Origin of the sequence: Massilibacteroides sp. (genome assembly GCF_028705895.1) — a bacterium.
In the GTDB taxonomy this organism is placed as follows: Bacteria; Bacteroidota; Bacteroidia; order Bacteroidales; family Tannerellaceae; genus Massilibacteroides.
In genome coordinates, this window is record NZ_JAQWCQ010000058.1 from 1 (window position 1) to 22,325 (window position 22,325).

At 38.2% G+C, this 22,325-nt stretch carries 19 protein-coding genes and 1 pseudogene; 12 read left to right on the forward strand and 8 right to left on the reverse strand.

Going from position 1 to position 22,325, the window contains the following annotated elements; all coding sequences use genetic code 11:
- Positions 1-114: 114 nt before the first annotated feature.
- Both PHT93_RS12755 and PHT93_RS12760 read right to left on the reverse strand, forming a co-directional pair.
- A complete protein-coding gene (locus PHT93_RS12755) occupies positions 115-726 on the reverse strand; it encodes a DUF1848 family protein (RefSeq protein WP_300243601.1) in 612 nt (203 codons plus the stop codon).
- Positions 726-1,412, reverse strand: coding sequence for a DNA alkylation repair protein (locus tag PHT93_RS12760; RefSeq protein ID WP_363318653.1), 687 nt, complete (start codon positions 1,410-1,412; stop codon positions 726-728). Before PHT93_RS12760 ends, PHT93_RS12755 begins: the two co-directional genes overlap by 1 nt.
- A gap of 127 nt (positions 1,413-1,539) precedes the next feature.
- Here PHT93_RS12760 and PHT93_RS12765 point away from each other — a divergent pair, with 127 nt between their 5' ends.
- Positions 1,540-1,698 (forward strand): hypothetical protein, encoded by a 159-nt coding sequence (locus tag PHT93_RS12765; RefSeq protein ID WP_300243603.1) that lies wholly within the window; start codon positions 1,540-1,542, stop codon positions 1,696-1,698.
- Positions 1,699-2,540: 842 nt separating this feature from the next.
- Here the strand turns inward: PHT93_RS12765 and PHT93_RS12770 are convergent.
- Positions 2,541-3,773, reverse strand: coding sequence for a hypothetical protein (locus tag PHT93_RS12770; protein WP_300243605.1), 1,233 nt, complete (start codon positions 3,771-3,773; stop codon positions 2,541-2,543).
- Positions 3,774-3,784: 11 nt separating this feature from the next.
- Positions 3,785-5,011 (reverse strand): DcaP family trimeric outer membrane transporter, encoded by a 1,227-nt coding sequence (locus PHT93_RS12775; protein ID WP_300243608.1) that lies wholly within the window; start codon positions 5,009-5,011, stop codon positions 3,785-3,787.
- Positions 5,012-5,172: 161 nt separating this feature from the next.
- Between PHT93_RS12775 and PHT93_RS12780 the strand changes: the two genes are divergently transcribed.
- The 4 genes from PHT93_RS12780 (at position 5,173) to PHT93_RS12795 (ending at position 10,590) form a co-directional block, all read left to right on the forward strand.
- A complete protein-coding gene (locus tag PHT93_RS12780; protein WP_300243610.1) occupies positions 5,173-6,534 on the forward strand; it encodes a TrpB-like pyridoxal phosphate-dependent enzyme in 1,362 nt (453 codons plus the stop codon).
- Between the two features lie 324 nt (positions 6,535-6,858).
- Positions 6,859-8,433, forward strand: a complete 1,575-nt coding sequence (locus PHT93_RS12785) for a HAMP domain-containing sensor histidine kinase (RefSeq protein ID WP_300243612.1) — start codon at positions 6,859-6,861, stop codon at positions 8,431-8,433.
- Between the two features lie 3 nt (positions 8,434-8,436).
- Positions 8,437-9,168, forward strand: a complete 732-nt coding sequence (locus tag PHT93_RS12790) for a response regulator transcription factor (protein ID WP_300243614.1) — start codon at positions 8,437-8,439, stop codon at positions 9,166-9,168.
- A gap of 267 nt (positions 9,169-9,435) precedes the next feature.
- Positions 9,436-10,590 (forward strand): acyloxyacyl hydrolase, encoded by a 1,155-nt coding sequence (locus PHT93_RS12795; protein ID WP_300243645.1) that lies wholly within the window; start codon positions 9,436-9,438, stop codon positions 10,588-10,590.
- A gap of 15 nt (positions 10,591-10,605) precedes the next feature.
- On the opposite strand, the gene PHT93_RS12800 is transcribed toward PHT93_RS12795, so the two are convergent.
- Complete coding sequence (locus PHT93_RS12800) at positions 10,606-11,859, reverse strand: ATP-binding protein (protein WP_300243617.1); 1,254 nt, start codon at positions 11,857-11,859, stop codon at positions 10,606-10,608.
- Positions 11,860-12,267: 408 nt separating this feature from the next.
- On the opposite strand from PHT93_RS12800, the gene PHT93_RS12805 reads away from it, so the two are divergent.
- Positions 12,268-12,984 carry a glycosyltransferase family 2 protein gene (locus PHT93_RS12805; RefSeq protein ID WP_300243620.1) on the forward strand — a complete coding sequence of 239 codons (717 nt, stop codon included), beginning with the start codon at positions 12,268-12,270 and terminating at the stop codon, positions 12,982-12,984.
- 2 nt (positions 12,985-12,986) lie between these two features.
- Positions 12,987-14,477 carry a glycosyltransferase gene (locus PHT93_RS12810; protein WP_300243623.1) on the forward strand — a complete coding sequence of 497 codons (1,491 nt, stop codon included), beginning with the start codon at positions 12,987-12,989 and terminating at the stop codon, positions 14,475-14,477.
- Positions 14,478-14,491: 14 nt separating this feature from the next.
- Here the strand turns inward: PHT93_RS12810 and typA are convergent, their stop codons facing one another.
- Complete coding sequence (gene typA / locus PHT93_RS12815) at positions 14,492-16,291, reverse strand: translational GTPase TypA (protein WP_300243625.1); 1,800 nt, start codon at positions 16,289-16,291, stop codon at positions 14,492-14,494.
- A 147-nt stretch (positions 16,292-16,438) separates the two neighbouring features.
- Here typA and rpsO point away from each other — a divergent pair, with 147 nt between their 5' ends.
- Positions 16,439-16,708 carry a 30S ribosomal protein S15 gene (gene rpsO, locus PHT93_RS12820; RefSeq protein ID WP_300243628.1) on the forward strand — a complete coding sequence of 90 codons (270 nt, stop codon included), beginning with the start codon at positions 16,439-16,441 and terminating at the stop codon, positions 16,706-16,708.
- A gap of 91 nt (positions 16,709-16,799) precedes the next feature.
- On the opposite strand, the gene PHT93_RS12825 is transcribed toward rpsO, so the two are convergent.
- Positions 16,800-19,121, reverse strand: a complete 2,322-nt coding sequence (locus tag PHT93_RS12825; protein WP_300243631.1) for an outer membrane beta-barrel protein — start codon at positions 19,119-19,121, stop codon at positions 16,800-16,802.
- A gap of 232 nt (positions 19,122-19,353) precedes the next feature.
- On the opposite strand from PHT93_RS12825, the gene PHT93_RS12830 reads away from it, so the two are divergent.
- On the forward strand, positions 19,354-19,815 hold the full coding sequence (locus tag PHT93_RS12830; protein ID WP_300243633.1) for a hypothetical protein: 462 nt from the start codon (positions 19,354-19,356) through the stop codon (positions 19,813-19,815).
- Between the two features lie 141 nt (positions 19,816-19,956).
- On the opposite strand, the gene PHT93_RS12835 is transcribed toward PHT93_RS12830, so the two are convergent.
- Entirely contained in the window at positions 19,957-20,400 is a 444-nt protein-coding gene (locus tag PHT93_RS12835; protein ID WP_300243635.1) for a hypothetical protein, read from the reverse strand.
- 127 nt (positions 20,401-20,527) lie between these two features.
- On the opposite strand from PHT93_RS12835, the gene PHT93_RS12840 reads away from it, so the two are divergent.
- The 3 genes and pseudogenes from PHT93_RS12840 to PHT93_RS12850 all read left to right on the forward strand — a co-directional run.
- Positions 20,528-20,656 (forward strand): hypothetical protein, encoded by a 129-nt coding sequence (locus PHT93_RS12840; protein WP_300243638.1) that lies wholly within the window; start codon positions 20,528-20,530, stop codon positions 20,654-20,656.
- Positions 20,657-20,875: 219 nt separating this feature from the next.
- Positions 20,876-21,745 (forward strand): DNA methyltransferase, encoded by an 870-nt coding sequence (locus tag PHT93_RS12845; RefSeq protein ID WP_300243641.1) that lies wholly within the window; start codon positions 20,876-20,878, stop codon positions 21,743-21,745.
- A gap of 21 nt (positions 21,746-21,766) precedes the next feature.
- Positions 21,767-22,325: pseudogene (locus tag PHT93_RS12850) on the forward strand (site-specific DNA-methyltransferase); the annotation flags it as partial.

Below are 22,325 nucleotides of genomic sequence, written 5' to 3' on the forward strand. Positions count from 1 at the left end.
GGAATCCAGCTTAGGCTGGCTTTATAAACAGGGGGTAGGGTTTCGAAAAAAAGAAATATAACACGATACAGACCGTGTAATTAAACAAATCCGACTGTCTGGAATTTTAGTCGGTTAATAGTGATTTTCTTTTGTGAAATAGTCGCTGTCTTTAATCAGGTTGGCTTTTACACGAGGATAGCTGAATACATCTGCAAAGCTAAAAACCAACTTATCCGTATATGTGATTAATTCATCTCCTATGCCTTTTACCTTAGCAAGCAAATCAGCTACCGAAATATCTTCCGCCAACAACATCGGGTCAAACCGCCAAATAACACGCTCCTTACCTATCCGATTCGATAATTCTTGAAATGTCTTTATTCGTTGCGCCAATGGAGGAATAGCCGGTTCAAATCGCTCGATTTCATAGTTATTCAGCGTAAATTGAAAATAGAAGTTCAAATCCTGACTCTCCAATTCATCAAGATATTTCATCAAAGGGTTAGGGTTCTTTGTCCAAAAAACGATTAGACGAACATTTTTAAGCGAAATATATTTTGGCATAGAAGGAGCAAATCGATTTTCCCAACGAATATACCCCCTCTCCAGGCGATTCATAAACCACTCGGCATGAAAAGCAGAAATATCCGTTGCACGACTTGCAGATATTATCACAGGAGCAATACCGTCTTTCAGTTCCCCGTCATCGGTTCTGATAGTTACTTTTTCCCAACTCTGTTTCATTATACTTTACGCTTCATAGAGCGGATTATATCTTTAGTTTCACTATCAACAGCCTGCGATTCCGTTATCTTCTGCAAGGCTTTATTGTAAGTCCAGTCATCAAGTTTATTCTTTTTCAGATAAGGCATAGTTACTTCGGGCGCATCTCTGAAATAGATAGATACCGCCCAAGCCACAGCCATTCGCACATAATACTCTTCGTGTTTGATTCGGTCGAATGCAGAAAACGCTTTGATTGCATATTGCTTATCTACAAAATGAAACAACAACATAACAACTGCGAACCGTATTTCGTAAGCCTCTTTCGATTTCAGGTAGGGCTGCAAAAACATCCACACATCATGTTTCTCTTTTTCATCAAACTTTAAGCCTGTGCAAAAGCTATCACATACCGACCAATTATCTATTTTGGGTACAAATCGAGTAACATGTTTTGCTTTGCCTTGCCAACTCGTATTCAGGTAGCCGATAATCATTCCCTGCAACATAGTCTCCTCGAAATAGAGCAAATCTGTCTCAACAAGATATGATTCATAATCTTTCCGCACTAATCGCTTGGCTATTTGCCGAAGAGCGGGAAGCCTTACCCCCAGCATATTTAAATTGATATTGGGTATAAGTTTCGATGAGAATGCTTTGTATTTATCATCTGCGAGAGCTTCAAGTTCTGAGCGAATGGTTTTCATATTGCAAATATCGGGATTTAACTTCTGTTTCTCAATCTGATTCTTGCTATTATTTCAACAGATTTTCAGCAAGAATCGGGTTTCTTCGGATTCAGGAATAAAGGATCAGGCAAAATATCCGGTTGTCATGGTAATCATCCATCGTGATACGTCTATACTGCAAACTGGCATTTTAGAGACCAATGTCATCAACTCAAACTTCTTGTTCCACTTTAGTCTTACTATTCATCGAATAATTCCGGCTGAAAGCCGAGTATATATCAGCCCAACACAACGTATTGGGTAATAGGACACCCTTCCTTTGCGGCCTGAAAGGACAGTATAAACCTACCCTAACAGTTGGGCTATACTATAGCAGGCTTTCAGCCTTAAAACCAAACTGTATAGCTTAAGTTGATGACATTGGTTTAGAGACTACGCTGAGCAGAGGCTTCCAACAAAATCAATCCTGTTCATATTGTTGATTTACAATACATTAAAATCAATCGAATAGTTTTGATTTTTTGCGTTTTATTTTGACAAATAGATACTTTTTTCGTCCTTTTACTTACGCGTAAAAAAATGTCCATCCTTGTTTTTTGATTTATAGAATCGTTTTAGACCAATAAACATTGCATTTAGACTAAAATAGCCCGTTTTTTACCGAAAATATAAAGGTTATTTTCTGAAAAATATCCTTTATATTCAAAAAAAGAATAGAATCTTTTTCCAAAAAGAATAGGAAGATTTTATCCATTGCCTTTTTTTGTTCAATTTTGAGAATTCAAAAAAACCGGCATGCCGTATCGCGCGTTTTAAGCGTGGTTTTTCGGCGTTTGTTTTTCGGGTACATATATTGTCATTTTATTTAATAAAGCGCGTTAAAACAACGCTGTTGAAGTCGACGACAATTTGTCTGAAAATGACAAATTTTACTATTATTTTGTTTTTTATTTCGCTTTTTTATATTTGCTGTCCACAATTTGTTTTAACTTATCGAGGTAATCCCATTAAAAACGACATAATCCAAGTGTAATAACAACCGGGGTTTCGGACTGATCCTGATAATCTCCAACAAAGTGCTCAAAATACTTTTCTATTGCAGAAAAAACAATTGTAACTTTTAACGCCTTATTGTATATTCAATCATCAGAATGTATAGATCATAACGCCAAGAATACGGTGATTTGTTATGGAATGAGAATCAAGCACCTTACCATCCTCTGAATTTATTGCACCATACCAGGCAATGGAAGGCATGTATTCGAAACCGAATTTCCAATGAGGAAGATTATAGGTAAGCTGGAACTGTGTGGACAATAATTGGTCGAGGTTAAGTCCTGTTCCGTACATAGCACCGTTTATCGGATCACTTGTTCCCAGATTTTTCATATAGCCAATAAAGATTCCCGGTTTCCATTTCTTTCCGTAAACGATATTCAGCCAAGATAAAGAATTACGAAAGGGAGTATATTCATATTCTCCCGTACGGCTATCTATAGCGGAAACAGCATACCCCCCAATCATAGAATTGTGTACCTGGTTCGATGCTAATAACGTTTTTCCTGCAATAAACCAATCGGCGGAAGTATATTTTGCATGCGCTTCGAAAGTCAACGAATTTACACGTTCGTTTACTTTAAAAACTTTCGTATTCCCTCCGTCGGAGATAACAGATTGCGTTCGCGGGGTGATAGAAAGAAAATCAGCACCTACGCCAACCTGCCAGCCTTGTCCTTTATAATCAATACCGGCATAAAGTTCAGGAATACAACTGTTCTTTATATATTCTTCTGATTTTCCGTTTTGACCTGTTGACAGATATTGGAGTTGCCACATGGTAGCAGCCTTGAGTTGCCAGTTCTTATTTACATATCTGTACATAAGCAGGGGACTACGATTAAAAGGCTGAAAAGGTGCACCGGTAGAAAGGTTTAATACCTGAGGAGATACTTCCCCAAATAGCGGATGCCAGGTCTGACCGATTGTTACGTCTGATTTTCCCCAATCCAAATTAACATACGCATGGCGTATCCTCAACAAAGCGAAAGTACTTCCCGAACCACGAAAATCACTTTCTATCTTAACCGTAGAAACCGCATTACCAATGTTCGGTCCTTTAATATCTATCCCCAAGCGCGAATACAACAAATAAAAACTACCATTTGCCGCTGCATTCAGATCATTCCCATCCGCATCGGGTGCCTTGTCCTTCGGAAACATAAAGAAAAGACCATCCACAGTCTCTACATTCGCCCGCGAATTATAGAACAAATCTCCACGAACCTGACCATAGAATTTATACGAAATATTTTGTCGTTGTGCTCCAAGAGAAAAAGCTAAGGTTAGTAGCAGAAAGGCAGAAATCAATAATTGTCTCATTGTAATCTTGATTAGAAATAATACATCATCACGCCCAGAATACGGTGATTCGTTACGGCCTGCGAATTTACTATTTTTCCTGATTCAGGACAAACTTGTCCGTACCAAGATGTAGCCGGACAGTACTCAATTCCAATCTGCCAATTGGCAAGATTATAGGAAATAGCTGCATTAATTGTCAACAACTGATCAATGGTTAATCCTAATCCATATATTTTATCCGAAGAAACCAACGGGTCATCTGTTCCGAGATTTTTTGTATAGCCAACAAACAAGGCTGGTTTCCATTTCTTACCATACGTTATATTAAGCCAGGAAGTAGAGTGCCGGAAAGGAGTATATTCCTGCTCTCCGTTATTTTCATTTATCTTACTCACTCCGTATCCACCAATAAGAGCGGTTTGATCTAAGGAGGAAGCCATAATTGTTTTCGCCGCAATCGTAAAATTATTGCCTGTATATTTTACATGCGCTTCGTAGGAATACGTTGTCATTCGTTCGCTGACTTTATAGGTTTTATTGTTCCATTCCGTAGTAGTACGAGGTGTCAATGAAATAAGATGTACTCCGGCTCCGGCCAGCCAGTTCTTGTCCGAAGCAAAGTCGATCCCTGCGTATAGCTCAGGAACACAGCTATTTTTAATATAATCTTCACTCATTCCTTTCGGGCCACTTGACAAATATTGTAATTGCCACAACGCTGAAGCCGTAAATCTCAATCTGTCTTTTTTATATTGATAACGTATCTGCGGACTACGGTTAAACGGTTGGAACGGAGCTCCGGTAGAAAGGTTCAGCATATCAGGCATGACTGACCCGAACAGAGGATGCCATGTTTGACCGATCAGAACCTGACTATTCGTCCAATCCAATGCCACATATGCCTGACGAATACGAATCATAGTAGTGCTTGCGGAGAACCCTCCGAAATCGGTTTCTATTTTGGCCGATGAACGCGCAGTACCTATCCGAGGTCCTTGTATATCCAGGCCAAGACGAGTTGTAAAAGTATAGAAACTGCCATTAGGCGTTGCATTCAAATCCTTTCCATCTGCATCAAGCACCTCATTCAAGGGGAATAAATAAAAGTTTCCGTCCACCGGTGCCATATTTGCCCTGGTATTATAGAAGAGATCCCCTCTGACAAAACCATAGAATTTATATGAAAAATCTTTTTTCTGGGAAGAAGCAGGTAGTGATAATAGAAAAGACATCAGAAGAAGCAATAGATGTTTCATTGATTTGGGGTTAAGACAATTAGTACTTAAGATTACAGGCGGCAAATGTACTTATTTTTCACAGATAAGATTTGATGATCGAAATATTATTTGTTCCTTTGCTTTCAAGTTGTAAGCAACCACCAACTTTTGGGACTATTAATGTAAGCAATATATAAAGCATGAGCACAAAAAAGTTTTTACTACAGGAGAAAGATATACCCACAGCATGGTATAATATTGTAGCGGATATGAAAACAAAACCGCTTCCTTTTCTTAACCCACAGACCAAACAGCCGCTAAAGGCAGAAGATCTATACCCTTTGTTTGCACAGGAATTGGCACAGCAAGAGATGAACGACACGGATGCCTGGATCGAAATACCGGAAGAGGTGAGTGATCTATATAAGATCTGGCGCCCTACTCCTTTGGTACGTGCTACAGGTTTAGAGAAAGCATTGGATACACCGGCTCATATCTATTTCAAGAATGAAAGTGTAAGTCCGGTTGGTTCTCACAAACTTAATTCCGCGATTGCTCAGGCTTATTTCTGTAAGAAAGAAGGCGTAACCAATATCACGACGGAAACAGGCGCCGGGCAATGGGGCGCTGCTTTATCGTATGCAGCAAAAGCATTCGGCTTAGAACTGGCTGTTTATATGGTTAAGGTAAGTTATCATCAGAAACCATACCGTCGTTCGATTATGCAGACTTTCGGGGCTCAGGTCATTGCATCTCCAAGTATGAGCACCAAAGCGGGACGAAAGATTCTGACTGATCATCCGAATTATCAGGGAAGTTTAGGAACGGCAATCTCTGAAGCGGTTGAATTAGCAATGCAGACCCCTAATTGTAAATACACACTGGGCAGCGTATTAAATCATGTAATGCTTCACCAGACTGTTATTGGGTTGGAGGCTGAGAAACAAATGGAAATGGCAGGAGAATATCCTGACGTTGTGATCGCCTGTTTCGGTGGAGGATCTAATTTTTCGGGTATTACGTTTCCGTTCCTTCGTCATAAACTGACCGAAGGCAAGGATATTCGTATTCTTGCTGCCGAACCGGCGTCTTGTCCTAAACTGACACGCGGACAGTTCCAATACGACTTTGGGGATGAAGCAGGTTACACTCCATTGATCCCGATGTTCACATTAGGTCACAATTTTGCTCCGGCTAATATTCATGCGGGAGGATTGCGTTACCACGGAGCAGGATCCATCGTAAGTCAACTCCGAAAAGACGGTTTAATGGGTGCTGTAGATATCAAACAACTTGATACGTTCAAAGCAGCAACTTTATTTGCTCAGGCGGAGGGTATCATTCCCGCTCCTGAATCAGCTCATGCTATCGCCGCCGCCATCCAGGAAGCAGAACAGGCCAAATTGGAAGGCAAGCCACGCACGATTTTATTTAATTTATCGGGACATGGGCTAATCGATATGGCTGCGTACGACCAATATCTTTCAGGCGACCTCACCAACTTCGAACTATCAGATGAAGATGTAGCAAAAAATCTGGCTGAAGTAGAAAAAATTATTTGATCCTAATACACGAAAAAATATAAAGGATATTTTTGCAAAAATATCCTTTATATTTTTTACCCGGAATTTTGTCTGATTTTCAACACTCTTAAAAACAGGCCGTTTTTAGGCTGCCAAGCCTTGTCTTTATTAATCTCATAAGCGTAAAACACAGCACCTTAACCAAAGAATACGTTTAATCAGCTGAACAAAAGGTGTTTACAACAAAATTACAACACCATATATTAGATATTTTAAGAATTGAAGCCCCCTATTTTTACTTTTTTTGTGTAAATATTAAACTAAAATAGGCGTTATTTGTTCCAGTCATAGGAGATAAATGATATGAGAAAGTCAACGATTTGGTTACTCGCAGTTGTTATGGCATTTGCCTTTGCAGGACTTTTGTACCTGCAGGTGACCTACGTAAGTACTATTCTGAGGACAAGCAACGAACAGTTTAATGAAACGGTTAAGAGAAGTCTGCATCAGGTTTCGAGAAATCTGGAACTGGAAGAAACAAAAAAGTACCTTGAAGAAGACATCAACCGTGGAGAAGGGAATTATATGTATCAGAATCAAACTGATTCAAAAGCATTATCCAAAATCATCACGCAAGAGCAATACCAGTTACAGATACGGGATACAAATGGGTCAACAATCAGCAAGACGGTGAATAGAACACAGTTGTTCGAAAACAAGAAATTCGAGCCTCTGTCTTCTCTCTCTTCCTCTTCTCCTTCAAAGCCCCGGACAAACAGTATTGTAAGTGCTTCACATAATTTCCAGGAGATTCTGACTACGAGGTATAGATACCAAAGAGGATTGATGGATGAATTGCTGCTGAACATCATAAACACGGCCAACCTGAAACCAATTGAGGAACGAGTTGATTTTAAGAAATTAGACAACTCTCTGAAAACAGAGTTTCTGAATAATGGTTTGAATATCCCTTACTTGTTTTTTGTTATCAATAAAGATGGGAATACAGTTTACAAAAGCAGTGATATGCAACCGAACCCGGCAGAAATGGTCACACAGGTACTCTTTCCGGGTGATCCTCCATCTAAACAGAATTATCTGAAGGTCTATTTCCCGACCAAAGGCGATTATATCGCTGAATCGGTGACCTTCTTAGTGCCTTCGGCTATATTCTCCTTGTTATTGTTAGTCACGTTCGTATTTACGATCTATATCGTATTCCGTCAGAAGAAACTGTCGGAAATGAAAAACGACTTTATTAATAACATGACGCACGAGTTGAAAACTCCTGTCTCTACCATATCCTTGGCCGCACAAATGCTGAAGGACTCTGATATTACCAAAAGTCCGGATGTATTCAAGCATATTTCAGGAGTTATCAACGATGAAACAAAACGTTTAGGCTTCTTGGTCGAAAAGGTATTGCAAATGTCGCTTTTCGAAAGACAGAAAGCAGCATTAAAATTAAAAGAATTGGATGCAAACGACTTGATCGCAGGCATTGCCAACACGTTTACGCTTAAAGTAGAAAAATACGGTGGAACGATTGACATAGACTTGCAAGCCGAAGAATCTTCGATCTACGTAGACGAAATGCATCTCACAAATGTGTTGTTCAACTTATTGGATAATGCAGTAAAATATCGAAGGTTAGACACACCGCTTACACTTATGGCAAGGACAGCAAATGAAGGTGGAAAATTATTGATATCTATTGAAGATAATGGGGTTGGAATAAAAAAAGAGTATCAGAAAAAGGTATTCGACCGTTTCTTCCGAATCCCAACGGGAAATGTACACGATGTAAAAGGATTTGGATTAGGCTTAGCCTATGTCCGTAAAATCGTGGAAGATCATGGCGGTACGATACGTGCCGAAAACGGAACTGGAAATATTGGAACAAAATTTATTATTACTTTACCTCTTATAAAAAGTTAGTTTATGGAAGAAAAGCTAAAAATCTTCTTTTGTGAAGACGATGAAAATTTAGGAATGCTTTTAAGAGAATACTTACAAGCAAAAGGGTATGTGACGGATCTATTCACCGATGGTGAAGCAGGCTATAAAGGCTTTACAAAAGGCAAATATGACCTTTGTGTATTGGATGTGATGATGCCGAAAAAAGATGGCTTTACGTTGGCACAGGAAATTCGTTCAATCAATCCGGATATTCCTGTAATCTTCCTTACGGCTAAGACAATGAAGGAGGACATTCTGGAAGGATTCAAAATCGGGGCGGATGACTACCTGACAAAGCCTTTCAGCATGGAAGAATTGCTTCTTCGTATTGAAGCTATCCTTCGCCGTGTGAAAGGAAAGAAAATGAAGGATATCCCATTCTACAAGTTGGGCAACTTCATGTTTGATACTCAGAAACAAACATTGGCTATTGGTGACAAGGTAACAAAACTGACCACCAAAGAATGTGAATTGCTTAGCTTGCTTTGTTCACACGCCAACGAAATTCTGGAACGTAACTACGCCCTGAAAACAATCTGGGTGGATGATAACTATTTTAACGCTCGCAGTATGGACGTGTATATCACAAAACTGCGTAAACTTCTGAAAGATGATCCGGGTATTGAAATCATTAATATCCACGGTAAGGGATACAAACTAATCACTCCTTCCGGCGAAGAGCAGGTTAAAGAAGACGGAATACAAATTCTTTAAAGAATAAGCAACACAATAAGAGGGTGTCTCCAAACAGAGGAGACACCTTCTATTAAACTAACTCAAAGTATATACAGGAGAAAAGAGTCCTGCCGAAGAATTGTGGAGAGGAATACTATGGGATTTAACACGCGGTTGTGTATAATAAGAGTTTTATTCGTCACTTTCTTTCTCTTATTCAACCACATCTATATATTAGGACAAACTATAGATCGCTTATTTGCTTATAAAGCGGACACAATCATGTCTCAACCTCTAAGCAAGGACATGACCTGCTATTGGGATTCAATCCCGGTCTCCCGTAAATTCATCCACCGTATTGACGCAGAAATCAGGCCTGGCTTCATAATTCCTTCAAATTCCTTTCTAAAAGGAGACAATATTAACGGAGAAAGAATAAACAACTCATTCTCCACTCATCTTAAATATTCATTTCAATCTCAGCCAAACACGTGTACCGACCGCATTTACGGAGGGGTATATCAAGGTTTGGGCTTAGCATATTTCACATTTGGTGAACCCCGGCAATTAGGAGATCCTCTTGCTGTATATCTATTTCAAGGCGCAAGAATAGGTAGGCTCTCCCCTATTGTATCTCTTAATTACGAATGGAATTTCGGTTTATCGGGTGGTTGGAAGCCTTATGACCCTGATATGAATTCGTACAACAAGGTAATCGGTTCAGAATTCAATGCCTATATCAACATTAATTTATACCTGAACTGGGTACTCTCCAACCAATTTGACCTGACCACCGGAATCGATCTGACTCATTTTTCAAATGGAAACACGAAATTCCCTAACGCAGGATTAAATACGGCCGGCTTCAAACTTGGTTTAGCCTATAATTTCAACAGAGACATACGAGCACTACAAAAACCGGTCTTTCACACACCCATTCCTGAATTTAAAACCCATACCAGCTACGACTTAGTGTTATTCGGCTCCTGGCGTCGGAAAGGTGTTGCCTTCGGCGATCAACAAGTAGCTTCACCTCATGCTTATACAGTATTAGGATTCAACTTTGCCCCCATGTATAACTTAGGTTATAAAACGCGTGTAGGCGTTTCTTTAGACGGTGTATATGACGGAAGTGCAAATGTTTATACGGAAGATTATATTTCAGGTACGGAGCAGGAATTTTACACTCCAGCCTTAAAAAGGCAGTTAGCATTAGGTCTGTCGGGCAGGTTTGAATACGTTATGCCTTATTTCAGCGTAAACATAGGATTGGGTGTCAACATATTGCATAACGGTGGAGATCTCAACTCCTTCTATCAGATACTCGCACTCAAAACAGACATTACGCGAAACACCTTTCTACATATCGGATACTCATTACAAGACTTCCACAACCCCAATTTCCTTATGTTAGGCATCGGTTTCCGCTTCAATAACAAATATCCGATTCTGAGGCATTGAATAGTAGTCTATTTTTTATACCCTTAGACTATCCCTATCTATCAGAAACTCATAGATGTTCATAAAAACAATGCCATTATCATCGTGATATCTCTTTATAGGATCTTCCGTAATAACAAATTTCAGAAAACTGTCATCGATCTTCTTTAATGAACGAAGTTCTTGTTCTCGCTTCTCTTCAGTTGGGAGTCGTAGTGCAGATTGAATATAGTATCGTTTGCTTCCTTGGTTGCATACAAAATCGACTTCTAATTGCTTACGCTGGCTTACTCCATTCTCATCTTTAGTATTGATAACAACAACACCCACATCGACTGCTAATCCTCGAACACGAAGTTCATTATAAATCAGATTCTCCATCAGGTGAGTTACTTCATACTGTCGGAAATTTATACGGGCGTTTCTCAAGCCAATGTCTGAAAAGTAATATTTTGCCGGAGTGTCAATATACTTTCTTCCCTTTATGTCATAACGAATAGATTTCTCTATAAGGAATACGTCTTGTAAAATATCAAGATAACTCTTGATCGTATTATATGAAATTTTACTATGCTTGACTGACGCAAAGGTGTTTTCAATCTTTGTTGGATTAATCAGCCCACCAACAGAAGAGGCAACTACATCTATCAATTCGGCTAAATCACTGTCATTTTTTATTTTATATCGATCCTTTATATCTGTAAGGTACACTTTTTCAAACAAACTATTCAGGTATTCCATTTTTTTAGTCTCATCAGCAATAGCGACTACTCCTGGCAGCCCGCCGTAAGTCATATATTCTTCTAAGCCCTGCTCCCTGCTCCCCTTATAAACAGACATAAATTCGCAAAAACAAAGCGGAGCAACCTTTATTTCATCTCCTCTTCCTCTAAATTCAGTGATTACGTCTTTAGACAAGAATTTTGAATTACTTCCGGTCACATATACATCTGCATTTTTTATCTTCAGATAACTATTCAGAACATCCTCAAATTCTTTAACATGCTGCACCTCGTCAAGAAGTATGTAATACATCTCATCATCCGTCATCCTTCCGTCAATATATTCCAAGAGTGCATCGGGATCTCTCAATGATTTATTACGTCTGTCTTCAAGATCCACCTGTATTATATGACTATCGTCAACCCCTGTTTCTTTAAGGTAATTGCAAAAAAGATTGAAAAGCAAGTATGACTTTCCACATCTACGCATACCTGTGACGATCTTAATCATGCCATTTTGTTTGCTGGCAATAAGTTTCTTCAGATAAATATCTCTTTTCACTTCCATAATTGTTGAAAAAAAATGCGTATTTACGCGGTTGTTTTCAACAAACATAGACAAATAATAGCTTACAACAAATTATTTATTGAAAGATTAAGCGTATATACGCATTTTTCTGCAGAGCTTCTGCTACCCAAACCACCTGGTGCTCGGTATCGGTTATCCGATCAAACAACAAATATCCGATTCTGAGGCATTGATTCCTCTTTGAATAGCTATTAGAGCTTCCTTACAAGACCTATTCCCACAACTATCATATCTGAACCTTCAAGTATTTGATATTTCAGTTTAGTATTAAATGCAAATTTATCAGGAAGATCATATTGCAATCCTAATCCGATATTCACTCCTAAGACAAGAAAATAACCGGAAAGAATATCTACCTTTACGGGATAAAAGAAAACTGAATAAGAAATGAAAGAAGTACATGTTATTACTCCGGTGAAGGACTCAATACAACTTACACTTGAGACAATAAGAGCAATTATGGCTTCTGATATTACCGTTCCATTTACTTATACTGTTTACAATGATTTCAGTACGGAAGAGAATACACTGATTCTTGAGAAAGCAGCTAAAGAATTAGGATTCACATTGGTTAATCTTTCCGACTTAACCACAAATCCCTCTCCGAACTATTTATTAATACTTCAGATAGCACAAGAGAATGCTATACAGAAAGAAGCTGGTTTATTAATTATTGAATCTGATGTAATTGTAAAAAAAGGAACTATACAGAGCCTGTTTGATGGAGCAGTATCGTTTGATGATTGTGGAATTGCTGCCTCAGTGACTGTTGACGAACAGGAGAATATCAACTATCCCTATCTATATGCAAAAGGAAAGGAAAACAAAGTTTTCAAGACCGCAAAACATGTCAGCTTCTGTTGTTCGCTACTCACGCTGAACTTTTTGAAAAGTTTTGATTTTCACGAATTAGACCCCACAAAATCATGGCATGATGTAACAATCTCCCATCAATCTCTGAAGCTTAAATTCAGCAACTATTTGTTTACCAAGCTGACTGTCTGGCACAGACCACATGGAAGTCGTCCATGGAAACAATTAAAATACACCAACCCAATAAAATATTATTGGCTGAAGTTGATCCATAAGAGAGATAGAATATAAGTATGGGAGAAACATTACCAAAGTCATTACCAATCGTCTCTGTTATTATTCCGGTTTATAATGCCGAACCTTTTTTAAAAGAGACTTTAGACTCTGTATTAGCATCTACCTATCATGCTCTTGAAGTCATAATTATTGACGATGGATCAACAGATAATTCCTTAGAGATTGCACAGGAATATGCAGATAATTATAAAAATGTATTCTTTTACAAACAAAAGAATCGCGGTGTTTCAGCCGCTCGTAACAATGGGATAAGCAGATCAAACGGGATCTTCATTCTTCCTGTTGATGCTGATGATTTGATAAGTAAAGAGTTTATTGCAGATGCCGTAAATGTACTATTAACAAACTCAACCATAAAAGTTGTAGGCTCTAACGCCCAGCTTTTCGGTAATAAAGCAGGTAAATGGAGGCTACCTGAGTTTTCATTGTCTTCACTTACTAAACGAAATATGATTAGTTGTTGCTCTTTATTCCGCAAAGAAGACTGGATACGAGTAGGAGGATTTTGCGAACAAATAGAGCGAGAAGATTGGGCTTTCTGGATTTCTGTTTTAAAAGATGGAGGAGATTTTGTTCGTTTACCTCAAGTCGGGCACTTCTATAGGATACATGCTTCCTCAAAAAGGAAAGAAGATAGAAAAAAGAAGAAAGAAATTATAAACAAATTAAATTTATTATATCCGGATTTTTTCCTTAGAGAACTAAATGGCCCATTAAGATATAATCGTTCCTGGTCAAAAGTAATAAATTGGATAGACAATTTCATTAATACAAAAAGAACATATATAAATCCAAGTTATTCTCAATTAGCCAACTTCATCATCAACCTGCCAAAAGAGTTTGACAAATCAGGATCGACAATATATAGAGGGCGCAATGAACTCAAAAAGTATGATATCGACAATCTACATCTAATCGTAAAGTCATATAAAAAACCACATTTTTTTAATCGTATTATATACGGTTTATTCAGAAAATCTAAGGCAGAGAGAGCTTACATTAACGCAGAAAAACTACTGCAAAAAGGAATTGGTACTCCCATACCTATCGGATATATTACCATTGGCAATTGTTTTCTTTTTAATAAAAGCTATTTTGTAAGCTTAGAGTCAACATGCCCTTATCTATACAATGACCTTAACAAACAACACTTTAAGCGCAAAGAAGACATTCTGAAAGCCATAGCTACAACAACAGCACTACTTCACAAGAACGGTTTTTTACATAAGGATTATTCTGGAGGAAATATCTTATTCGACGACAGAGAGGAAAATATCAAGATAGAAATTATCGACTTGAATAGAATGAGATTTACAAACGTCGATATTCAGGCAGGATGTAAAAACTTTGAAAGATTAGTTGTTTCGCCAGAAACTGTGGAGATACTTGGTGCAAAATATGCAGAGATAAGAAAATATAACAAAAATGATTGTATTTCTCTAATAAAGAAATACAATCATTCAATGAATAAAGATCAATCCAGATAATTCTTTTACCTATTTCAGTTCTTAGATTGACGCTTACGGTCGTTTTCGTCAAGAAGGATCTTACGCATACGCATATAATGCGGGGTGATTTCTACGTATTCATCCACTTTGATATACTCCAACGCATCTTCCAGACTAAATAGTATAGGAGGAGCCAACGACACTTTGTCGTCCGATCCGGAAGCACGCATATTGGTCAGTTTCTTAGACTTTGTTACGTTCACAACTAAATCACCTTCTTTGGTATGCTCTCCGACAACTTGTCCGGCATAAACCTCATCTTGGGGAGCAATAAAGAAACGTCCGCGTGACTGGAGATTATTCAGGGCATAGGCAAATGCCGTTCCTGTTTCCATTGCGATGATAGAGCCGTTGTTACGACGTTCAATGTCCCCCTTCCATGGTTGATACTGATGAAAACGATGCGCCATAATTGCCTCTCCTGCTGAAGCTGTAAGAACAGCATTGTTCAGTCCGATGATACCTCGTGAGGGAATGAAAAATTCGAGAAAAACCCGATCATTCTTGCTTTCCATCATCGTCATTTCACCTTTACGTTTTGTTACCATATCGATAACACGGCTTGAGCATTCTTCCGGCAGATTGATTGTTAATTGCTCTACCGGCTCACACTTTACACCATCAATTTCTTTGATAATAACCTGTGGTTGGCCAACCTGTAATTCATAGCCTTCCCTACGCATTGTTTCGATCAATACAGAAAGGTGAAGCACACCACGTCCGAACACCAACCAGGAATCGGCCGAGTCTGTTGGAACAACCCGCAGTGCTAAGTTTTTATCCAGTTCACGCTGTAAACGATCATAGATATGGCGTGATGTTACAAATTTACCATCTTTGCCAAAGAACGGAGAGTTATTGATCGTAAACAACATAGACATTGTCGGTTCGTCAATCGCAATCGTTGGTAACGGTTCCGGATTGGCTACATCACAGATAGATTCACCAATCTCAAATCCTTCAATTCCTATGAGGGCACAAATATCTCCGGATTTTACGGAGGTCGCCTTCGCACGACCTAACCCTTCAAACACATTTACTTCCTTAATACGGGATTTCACCATTGTGCCGTCACGTTTACATAACATCACGTCCTGCCCCTCGCGGAGTTCTCCACGATGCACACGGCCTACGGCAATACGTCCAACATACTTGGAGTAATCCAATGACGTAATTAACATCTGAGGAGTACCTTCAAGCATCTCCGGTTCCGGTATATATTCAATAATCGCATCTAAAAGAGTATAGATATCCTGAGTCGGCTTCTGCCAATCATCAGACATCCATCCTTGCTTAGCCGATCCATAAATTGTAGGGAAGTCCAACTGATCTTCGGTTGCATCTAAGCTAAACATCAGATCAAAGACCATTTCCTGTACTTCCGACGGGCGGCAGTTCGGTTTATCTACTTTATTAATGACTACAATAGGTTTTAAACCAAGCTGTATTGCTTTTTGAAGAACGAAGCGAGTCTGAGGCATAGGCCCTTCAAAAGCATCTACAAGCAACAGACATCCGTCTGCCATATTCAATACGCGTTCCACTTCCCCTCCGAAATCGGCGTGCCCCGGAGTGTCAATAATATTGATTTTGTAATCCTTATATTTTATCGATACGTTCTTAGCAAGAATCGTAATACCTCTTTCTCTTTCAAGGTCATTATTATCTAAGAACTGGTCCGGCTCTGCTTGTCCTTCTCTGAATAACTTACCGGCTAATAACATTTTGTCAACGAGCGTTGTCTTGCCATGATCAACGTGCGCGATAATCGCGATGTTTCGAATCTTTTGCATTGAGACTAATTTAGTGGCGACAAATTTACAACAAAAAATCCGCATCTATAAAAAAAGGATGTGAAAGTATTGTTACTCAGAAAGAATGACTATCTTTGCACCTGCTTAAAATAATATAGTATTAATTTATTAAAGTAACAACGAATCATGTATTTAGATTCAGCAAAAAAACAAGAAATCTTTGAAAAGTACGGTAAATCAGCTACTGATACCGGAACGGCAGAAAGCCAGATTGCATTATTTTCATTCCGTATCAACCATCTTACTGAACACTTGAAAAAAAATCAGAAAGACTTTAATACGGAGAGATCACTTAAAATGTTAGTAGGTAAACGTCGTCGTTTATTGGACTATCTGATCAAAGTTGATATCGAAAGATATCGTGCTATCATCAAAGAATTAGGAATCAGAAAGTAACTATTTTATTTTCACACAAAAAAAGGACATCACATATAAGCGATGTCCTTTTTTTATGCCCGACAGTTATCGGCTTTCCTGTGTGTGTCTATTATTTTCCACTACTCATCACGCCTGAATCACTGTCACTGTTGTGTAATCGTTTTTGAGCTGCGGTAAACTTACGGCCAAATGAGAAGTTATATGAAAAATGAACCATTAGCAATCGGGAACTTTCATTGATGTAGTTCGCATGTTTATATGAAGCGTGCTGTGACCAGTTTTCGTTCACTTGTTTAAAATTATCGGAGAACGGATTAAACATGGATAGCCCGAAAGACACATTTTTCAAATTGTATTTTGCCATTACATAATGAATATTCTCTCCTCCATAAAGCGTTTCTCCTTCAAACCAGTTCCAGTTGGATTCTATTCCGAATAAGAGAAGTACTTTTTTATAGTTGGCCGAAATCTCTCCGTTATAAAACCAGTTTGTGTAACGATGTTTATACGTATTTCCGTTGCTCCTATAATGATTCACTCCACCGGTTACGGAAAATTGAAGAATATCCTTAACCGGACCTACGCGAAACGTTGTGCGTGCCGACATTCTCTGCCAGTCTTTCTGATTATTCCATGTCTGAATGAATTTATCACCCTCAATTAATTTTTCGTCGGCTATTACATCCGGAGAATAATCATAATTCGCCCAGGTACTATTATAGAAAAGACCCTTCTTAATCTCATACGTTAATTGTAGATTATAGTTCATATACGGTTTCAGATTCGGATTTCCACGTTGGATCTGAAGCGAATCAACCACCATCTCCACGTCGCTCAGATTAGAAAGCGAAGGCGCTACCCGACGCACAGCCCCACTTAGCCTCAGAAAACTATTGTCCATCAGATTATATTGCAAAGTAACTTTCGGGCGAAACGTGTAGTAACTATATGATTCATCCATGCTTCTTTGTTTATAATAATATCTGGAAAGCCCTACACCCACCGTATAATCTAATTTGCTCACCTTACCTGCCCATTCTGCATATAGATAAGAGTCCGATTGATCCATACGTGTATTCGTTTCATGCCCGTTACGATACAGATTATCAATAAAAGCCTGCTCGTGCTTCAGTCCTCCACTTAAACGGTTTTTACCTAATTTCTTTTCATAGATCGCCTCCCCAATAACAGAATATTTTTTCCCTTCTGTCCGATTATTCACATCCGTCAACATCTCTTCGGCTTTACTTTCGCGATAGATTCGTTCGGAATTACTATTCATATAAGTGCCTACTAAATTAAAAACCAAAGTCTGGTCGTTTTTCAGGTTCCGCTGGTAATACAGATCGAGCGCAGGACGATAATATTTTTCCGCTGTTTTATCAATCATATCTACCACGTCATTCTCTTGTTGCATATTGTACAATTTTCCTTTATAATCCAGATGAGGATTATTTGTCTGATGATATCTGAAAGTGGCGTTAAACAAATATTTATCCGGCTCCTGATAACTATAATTCAGGTTCAGGTTCTGCCATAAGTATTGTAAACGTCCATGCTCTCCGAGCTCTTTCCGCTTCAGAGATGTGCCATCTTCAAAATTAAACGATTCTTCATTGTCACGATATACTTCATAAAAATCTCGCGGATTAATATTGTAATTGACGCCAAACTCCGATTTTTTATGATTGATCTTAGCGGATAATTGATCGTTTCCCCATACCGCATTCACGCCATTGCGTAAATCCACGCTCACGTTTCCTCCTGTTTCCGGACGGCGCACGATATAATCCAGCACCACTTCAGCATTTCCATATCTTAGTCCGGGATTATCATGGTATTCCACACGAATAATATCTTCCGGTAGTAAAGCGACAATCTCCTGAGTCTCCACCTTCACGCCGTTAATACGTAGTTGCACTTCACCATTTCCGGGAACAGACACGGTATTATCCATATGATTAATACGAATCTTCGGGAGCATAAGCTGTTGAAGCAACGCAATACCATTATTAGACGCTTCGATTTGTTTCGTTGTCGGAAACACCAATTTCCTATCCGAACGGCTACTCATATTCGAACCGCTAACCGTCACCCCTTCCAACGAAACAGCAGCGTCATTCATACTTATATTTCCCAGATCCACACTCTTACTTATGTCCTGAATTGCAATATATTGCGTTTCATATCCTAAATTAGATATAGCCACCTGATAATTACCCCGAACAACCTGATCTATTTTAAAATATCCTTTTGTATCCGATGTCGTACCAGAGACAAAAACCGTATCTATCGTTTGCAAAACAACATTAGCAAATTCCATCGGCTGTTGATTCTTTGCATCCAGAATACGACCTTTAATCTCTATTTTTTGGCAAAAAGCATCTACCATCACACTGCAAAGCAGCATGAATAAAATCATCCGTTTCATAACAATTTGTATTATCTGTTAGTATTAAGCAGGGTGGCCTTTCCTGCTATCTATAATATAAGACGATACCAGACGAAAAAACGTTACATAATATTCAAACAAAAAATCAAAAATGCCTGATTTCGTTAATAAAAGTTGAACGATTAAACCCCAAACAGAACAGACAGTCTATTATTATAAACCCAGGGTAACAGAGAGAAGAATTAAGTATAACCAGCAAAAACGGAAAGTCATGAAAACAAGAATAATGCTCATAATGATATTAGTTGCCACCATGGTAACTTCTTCATATGCACAAGGAAGAGAATGGAGAGGAGATTCCCACAGAGATGATTCAAGGTTTGAAAGATCGCTTACTTACAAACAAAAAATGACGATCAGCCAGATCAGCCGTGAAAGCTATCAAGCATCGAAACCGCTAAAGGCAAAACTTCAGAAATTAGAAGCCCGCCATCAAAGTTTGATACACAAAAACAGACCCAATCCCAAAAAGATCAATGCGAACATCAGAGAAATGGAACAAATAAAAGATCGCTTGGCAAGAATAGAAAAAAAATCACGTATGAACATTTTATCTATCTTGTCAAAACGTCAACAACAATTATACTTAGAATACGAAAGAAGACATAACCAGCCAATCGGCCCAAACAAAAGACATGAAAGAAAAGCCGGCTTTTTAGTTTTCGGTTACTAAGTCGGCTGTTTGGTCTTTAGTCAGGCATATACATTATATTTGAAATAAAACAAAGTAGTATCTTAAAAAAAATACTACTTTGTTTTCAAAAAGTGGCTCTGACAACAGTTTTGAAAGCCCAATACTTTTACCCCATTAATACTAAATATCAAAAAAATTATCCTGTAATTTAATTTTGTCATCAAACCTTTTTTCTGATATTTTATTATAAAAAGCCATGCGACAACAATTTAGTTCTTTTGCCATTTTTTCACTTCCTTCAGAAGTTGCTTCAAAAAGCATTCGGTTGTTTATTGAGATAGAGTCTGCAGCGACATCTACATTTTGATTTGCTCCAATATAAGCAAAAACCCATCCTAAAGATTTCAAGTCATTAACTAAGTTTTTAATCATCTTACCGGAATATTCTTTTGAACAATTTTCTTCTCCATCGGTAATAACAGTAACCAGCACCTGACTTTGTTCTTGTTTGTATAGTTGACATCGAAGTTTCGACAAACTTATTCCCATTGCATCGTATAATGGAGTGCTTGCTCTCAGATTAAACTCATTCATTTTAAATTTTCTCACTTGGTCGATGGGCATACTGTTATCTTACAGGGAAACATATTTTAATATGGTTGAAAGCGTGAATAGAATATGTAATCCGTTAGAAGGATCTATCAATGAAAAATTATCCCGAATCAAAGAGGCTTTTTTGAAAAAAATGTCCATGGATACAGCTAAATATTATATTGTCGCAGGAGAACGCGGAATGAAGAAGAAAATAGAAATCGACCGCTCTTTAATAAGACTTCCTAAAGCTCTCGAGGAAATAGAGCTGACAAAAGTTACGGAGTGATAAGCTGTAGGATATAAGAAAATTTAAAGGCGCCTGGAAACGAATGTTGAGGCGCTTCAACTTGTTTGCTGAGGCGCCTGGAAACGAAAGTTGAAGCGCCTCAAAATTTGGAAAGCTACGATTGAACGTTCTGGCTATTTTAAATAATATTTTACAGCTACAGAATGACCTGTTTTTTTTGTAGATTTGTATAATCTATAAAAACGTATTTGACAATAAATGAGTAAATTATTGAGTATAAAGGATGCAAGTATCTGGGCAAGTGACTATTTAAAGAGAGAAGTCACAACTTCGAACATATCTTATCTGATTCAATACGGGCGTATTCCTAAAATAGGTGAAAATGGGAACACGCAAATACTAAAAGAAGATTTAGTGAATTACTATAAAGAATATGGTAAATCCAAAGAAGAAGTCTGGAAAGAAAAGCTCGGTGAGGACTTAAATTGGGCTCTTTCTTTTTCTGAATACAAAGAGGCTCAAACTACCAAACATGTTCATCGACTCCACCCCTATAAAGGAAAATTCATTCCACAATTAGTGGAATATTTTCTTGATAATCATGTAGATAAATTTAAAAAAGAAGTTTTTTTTGCGCCTGGTAATACTGTTTTAGATCCTTTTTCTGGGTCGGGAACAACATTAGTTCAAGCAAACGAATTAGGTATCAATGCAATCGGAATAGACATATCTGCATTTAATGCATTAATCGGCAATTGCAAGGTCTTACAATACGACCTATTGGATATTCAACAATCAATTATAAGAATAACACAAGCGTTAAAAGAATTTCTTGCCTCCAGGAAAAATCTGGAGTTTGAGGCACGCCTGCTTGAAAAATTAAAAGCATTTAATGATACTTATTTTCCTGTACCGACATTCAGACAGCAGGTTAGCCAGAATCTAATTGATGAAAAATCATACGGAAAAGAAAAAGAACAGTCTTTTAGACCGATTTACGACAGGCTTATACAAGAATATAATATCCGGCTGCTGCAAACGGACCACTCTACTTTTTTAGGTAAATGGTTCTTACAAGAGATACGCGAGGAAATAGATTTTGTGTTTAATCAAGTTAAATCGATTTAAAATATTCAGACAAAGAAAATATTGAGTATTATATTAAGTCGCACGATTCGTTCATGCAGAGCAACAACGCACTCAGATCTGGGCACACTTTTTGAGCCGGTGATAGCTCCTTATTATTGCAAGAAGCATGGAAAAATATGCAAACCACTATTTTCTATATTGAGTTGGTGGGAGAGATATACAAAGGATACGATCAAACGTCTGGCTGAATTTGAGCATTTAAGAACCAATACATTTCAGTTATGCTTGACAGGAGATAGCCGAACGATAGACATTGTTCAGCAACTGGAAGAAACACAACCGAAGTTTGCCTCCATTGTAGAAAAACAAAAAATAGATGGTATTTTCTCAAGCCCTCCTTATGTAGGACTGATTGACCACCATGAACAACATGCTTATTCATATGATTTATTTGGATTCAAACGACAACATGAACTTGAGATCGGACCTCTGTATAAAGGTCAGGGAAATGAGGCAAAAGAAAGCTATGTACAAGGCATTGCAGCGGTATTGAACAATTGCAAGCGTTTTATGAAAGACGATTACAATATCTTTCTCGTCGCAAATGACAAGTACGGAC

Bases quoted from the DNA above. Each gene is read 5' to 3' on its own strand.
- PHT93_RS12830 (WP_300243633.1), top strand. From the start codon at position 19,354: ATGAAAACAAGAATAATGCTCATAATGATATTAGTTGCCACCATGGTA.
- PHT93_RS12755 (WP_300243601.1), bottom strand. From the start codon at position 726: ATGAAACAGAGTTGGGAAAAAGTAACTATCAGAACCGATGACGGGGAA.
- PHT93_RS12765 (WP_300243603.1), top strand. From the start codon at position 1,540: ATGGTAATCATCCATCGTGATACGTCTATACTGCAAACTGGCATTTTA.
- PHT93_RS12845 (WP_300243641.1), top strand. From the start codon at position 20,876: ATGAGTAAATTATTGAGTATAAAGGATGCAAGTATCTGGGCAAGTGAC.
- typA (WP_300243625.1), bottom strand. From the start codon at position 16,291: ATGCAAAAGATTCGAAACATCGCGATTATCGCGCACGTTGATCATGGC.
- PHT93_RS12775 (WP_300243608.1), bottom strand. From the start codon at position 5,011: ATGAAACATCTATTGCTTCTTCTGATGTCTTTTCTATTATCACTACCT.
- PHT93_RS12780 (WP_300243610.1), top strand. From the start codon at position 5,173: ATGAGCACAAAAAAGTTTTTACTACAGGAGAAAGATATACCCACAGCA.
- PHT93_RS12835 (WP_300243635.1), bottom strand. From the start codon at position 20,400: ATGCCCATCGACCAAGTGAGAAAATTTAAAATGAATGAGTTTAATCTG.
- rpsO (WP_300243628.1), top strand. From the start codon at position 16,439: ATGTATTTAGATTCAGCAAAAAAACAAGAAATCTTTGAAAAGTACGGT.
- PHT93_RS12800 (WP_300243617.1), bottom strand. From the start codon at position 11,859: ATGGAAGTGAAAAGAGATATTTATCTGAAGAAACTTATTGCCAGCAAA.
- PHT93_RS12805 (WP_300243620.1), top strand. From the start codon at position 12,268: ATGAAAGAAGTACATGTTATTACTCCGGTGAAGGACTCAATACAACTT.
- PHT93_RS12790 (WP_300243614.1), top strand. From the start codon at position 8,437: ATGGAAGAAAAGCTAAAAATCTTCTTTTGTGAAGACGATGAAAATTTA.
- PHT93_RS12795 (WP_300243645.1), top strand. From the start codon at position 9,436: ATGACCTGCTATTGGGATTCAATCCCGGTCTCCCGTAAATTCATCCAC.
- PHT93_RS12810 (WP_300243623.1), top strand. From the start codon at position 12,987: ATGGGAGAAACATTACCAAAGTCATTACCAATCGTCTCTGTTATTATT.
- PHT93_RS12760 (WP_363318653.1), bottom strand. From the start codon at position 1,412: ATGAAAACCATTCGCTCAGAACTTGAAGCTCTCGCAGATGATAAATAC.
- PHT93_RS12785 (WP_300243612.1), top strand. From the start codon at position 6,859: ATGAGAAAGTCAACGATTTGGTTACTCGCAGTTGTTATGGCATTTGCC.
- PHT93_RS12825 (WP_300243631.1), bottom strand. From the start codon at position 19,121: ATGAAACGGATGATTTTATTCATGCTGCTTTGCAGTGTGATGGTAGAT.
- PHT93_RS12770 (WP_300243605.1), bottom strand. From the start codon at position 3,773: ATGAGACAATTATTGATTTCTGCCTTTCTGCTACTAACCTTAGCTTTT.
- PHT93_RS12840 (WP_300243638.1), top strand. From the start codon at position 20,528: ATGGATACAGCTAAATATTATATTGTCGCAGGAGAACGCGGAATGAAG.